The sequence below is a fragment of the Mesorhizobium sp. Arg314 genome, assembly GCF_053714275.1.
The window spans coordinates 1-3126 of record NZ_JBSKBP010000131.1 but is presented as its reverse complement, the minus strand read 5'-3'; the positions used below and the strand labels follow the sequence as shown (position 1 = coordinate 3126).

General features: G+C 63.3%; 2 protein-coding genes and 2 pseudogenes. All 4 read left to right on the top strand.

Annotated features, from left to right (window positions below):
- The first annotated feature begins 167 nt into the window (after nt 1-167).
- Nucleotides 168-2171: an acetyl-CoA carboxylase biotin carboxylase subunit gene (locus ACWGS9_RS34380; protein ID WP_454509375.1), complete on the top strand. Its 2004-nt coding sequence runs from the start codon at nt 168-170 to the stop codon at nt 2169-2171.
- Nucleotides 2172-2181: 10 nt separating this feature from the next.
- Nucleotides 2182-2435 (top strand): annotated as a pseudogene (locus tag ACWGS9_RS34375) (electron transfer flavoprotein subunit beta/FixA family protein); the annotation flags it as partial.
- A complete protein-coding gene (locus ACWGS9_RS34370) occupies nt 2412-2801 on the top strand; it encodes an FAD-binding protein (protein WP_454509376.1) in 390 nt (129 codons plus the stop codon). The pseudogene ACWGS9_RS34375 and the gene ACWGS9_RS34370, both read left to right, overlap by 24 nt.
- Nucleotides 2798-3126: pseudogene (locus ACWGS9_RS34365) on the top strand (Re/Si-specific NAD(P)(+) transhydrogenase subunit alpha); the annotation flags it as partial. The gene ACWGS9_RS34370 and the pseudogene ACWGS9_RS34365, both read left to right, overlap by 4 nt.

The following is a 3126-nucleotide window of genomic DNA, read 5'->3' as shown; positions in this document are numbered from 1 at the left end:
CCGCGGCAGCTGGCCGCCCGACTTGGCGCCGAAGGACTCGAATGGGTGGATCAGCATGGCGAGATGGACTGGTGCCTGTGCGTGATCGACGTGCCCAGGACGTTGGCTCGCTCGGCGCGAAAATGGGCACGCCAAGGCGCGTCGGAAATGTTCGTGGTCGAGCGATAATGTTCAGGAAAATCCTCATCGCCAACCGAGGCGAGATCGCTTGCCGGGTCATCAAGACAGCGAAGAAGCTCGGCATTGCAACCGTGGCGGTCTATTCGGATGCCGATCGCGACGCTCTGCATGTGAAGATGGCGGATGAGGCGATCCACATCGGGCCATCGCCGTCCAACCAATCCTATATCGTCATCGGCAAGATCGTCGACGCGGCAAAGGCCGTGGGTGCCGATGCGGTGCATCCGGGCTACGGCTTCCTGTCGGAGAACGCCAATTTCGGCGATGCCCTCAAGGACGCCGGCATCACCTTCATCGGCCCGCCGGTGGCGGCGATCGAGGCGATGGGTGACAAGATCACCTCCAAACGCATCGCCGCCGCGGCCGGCGTTTCTACCGTGCCCGGGCATATGGATCTGATCGAGGACGCGGACGAAGCCGTACGCATCGCCGCTTCCATCGGCTATCCGGTGATGATCAAGGCGTCGGCTGGCGGCGGCGGCAAGGGCATGCGCATCGCCTGGAACGACCGCGAGGCGCGTGAGGGGTTCCGGTCGTCACGGAACGAAGCCAAGTCCTCCTTCGGCGACGACCGCATTTTCATCGAAAAATTCGTCACCGAGCCGCGCCATATCGAGATCCAGTTACTGGGCGACCAGTACGGCAACATCGTCTATCTAGGCGAGCGCGAATGCTCGATCCAGCGGCGCAACCAGAAGGTCATCGAGGAGGCGCCGTCGCCCTTCCTCGATCCGGCCACGCGCAAGGCCATGGGCGAACAGGCCGTCGCGCTGGCGCGCGAGGTCGGCTATTTCTCAGTCGGCACGGTCGAGTTCATCGTCGACAGCAAGAAGAACTTCTACTTCCTGGAGATGAACACCCGGCTTCAGGTCGAGCATCCCGTGACCGAACTGGTTACCGGCCTCGACCTGGTCGAGGAGATGATCCGGGTCGCCGGCGGCGAAAAGCTGCGCTTTGACCAGGACGATGTGAGGCTGAATGGCTGGGCGATCGAAAGCCGGCTCTATGCCGAGGATCCATACCGCAGTTTCCTGCCCTCCATCGGACGCCTGACCCGCTATCGGCCGCCGGTCGAGGGACCCGGCGAGGACGGCACGGTCGTGCGTAACGATACCGGCGTGTTCGAGGGCGGCGAGATCTCGATGTACTACGATCCGATGATCGCAAAGCTCTGCGCCTGGGCGCCGGACCGCGGCGGAGCGATCGATGCAATGGCGAGCGCGCTTGACAATTTCGAGGTGGAAGGCATCGGTCACAATCTTCCGTTCCTGTCGGCGGTGATGGCGCAGCCGCGCTTCCGCGAGGGCCGGTTGACCACGGCATACATCCAGGAAGAGTTCCCGGACGGCTTTCAGGGCGTCGAGCCGGACGATACCCAGGCACTTCTGCTGGCGGCCGTTGCCGCCTTCATCAATGCAAGGATCGTTCGCCGGTCGGCACAAATTTCGGGTGCTCTCGCCAACCATCCGCGCAGCATCGGCAAGGACTGGGTCGCGACAGTGGCCGATCGCGAATTTGCGTTGGTCATGGTCCAGGACGAGGCCAGCGACGTCATCGCCTTTGCCGATGGGCCAAGCCTCGCGGTGTCCAGCAATTGGTTGCCGGGCGACGGCCACGCGACCCTCGTCGTGAACGGCGAAGCGGTGGGCGTGAAGGTGTCGCTCGACGGCTCCGGCCTGCGGCTGCGCTGGCGGGGCATCGACGTCACGGCATTCGTGCGCTCGCCTCGCGTGGCCGAGCTTGCCCGGCTGATGCCGGTGAAAACGCCGCCCGACACGTCGAAGATGCTGCTGTGCCCGATGCCCGGTGTCATCACCTCCCTGGCGGTACAGGTAGGCGACACAGTCGAGGCCGGACAGACGCTTGCGATCGTGGAGGCCATGAAGATGGAGAATGTGCTGCGTGCCGAGCGCCGGGCGGTGGTGAAGGCGATCGCGGCGAGAGCCGGGGCCAGTCTTGGCGTGGACGAGCTCATTCTTGAATTCGAATAGGAGCGATGAAATGGAGATCCTTGTGCCCGTGAAGCGGCTTGTGGACGCCAACGTCAAGGTCCGGGTGAAAGCCGACGGACTGGGCGTCGCACTGGCCAACGTCAAAATGGCGATGAACCCGTTCGACGAGATCGCGGTCGAGGAAGCGATCCGCATCAAGGAAGTCGGCAAGGCGGGAAAAATCATCGTCGTCTCGGTCGGCCCCAGCAGGCGCCGGAGACGCTGCGCACCGCGCTCGCCATGGGCGCCGACCGCGCCGAGCTCAGCGCGGCCAAAATTATTATCTCAGGCGGCCGTGCGCTGGATTTCTTGGAGAGATTCCAGGAGGTTATCCTGTCCGTCGCCGATAAGGTCGGCGCCGCTGTGGGTGCCTCGCGCGCGGCGGTCGATGCGGGCTACGCCCCCAACGATTGGCAGGGTGGTTGCGCTGGATCTCTACATCGCTGCCGGTATCTCCGGCGCTATCCAGCATCTCGCCGGTATCAAGGATTCGAAGGTCATCGTCGCCATCAACAAGGACGACGAAGCACCGATCTTCCAGGTTGCCGACTACGGCCTGGTTGGCGACCTTTTCACGATATTGCCGAAATTTCAAAAGGCACGTTAGGCCAGGTAGGTAGTGGATTGTGAGACCAACAATATTCATCCCTCGTGAGCTCGATGCGAACGAGCCGCGCGTCGCGGCATCGCCCGATACGGTGAAGCGGCTGGCGGGCCTGGGTTTCGACGTGATCGTCGAAGCCGGTGCCGGCACCCGCTCGCGCATTCCCGACGAAGAATTTGCCAAGACAGGTGCAGTTATCGGCAAGGCCTCGGATGTCGCCAAGGCCGATGTCGTGCTGAAGGTTCGCCGGCCAACGGATGCCGAGCTGACGAGTTACAAGTCGGGTGCTGCCGTCATCGCCATCATGGACCCCTACGGCAACGATGCCGCGGTGGCCGCCATGGCAAAGGC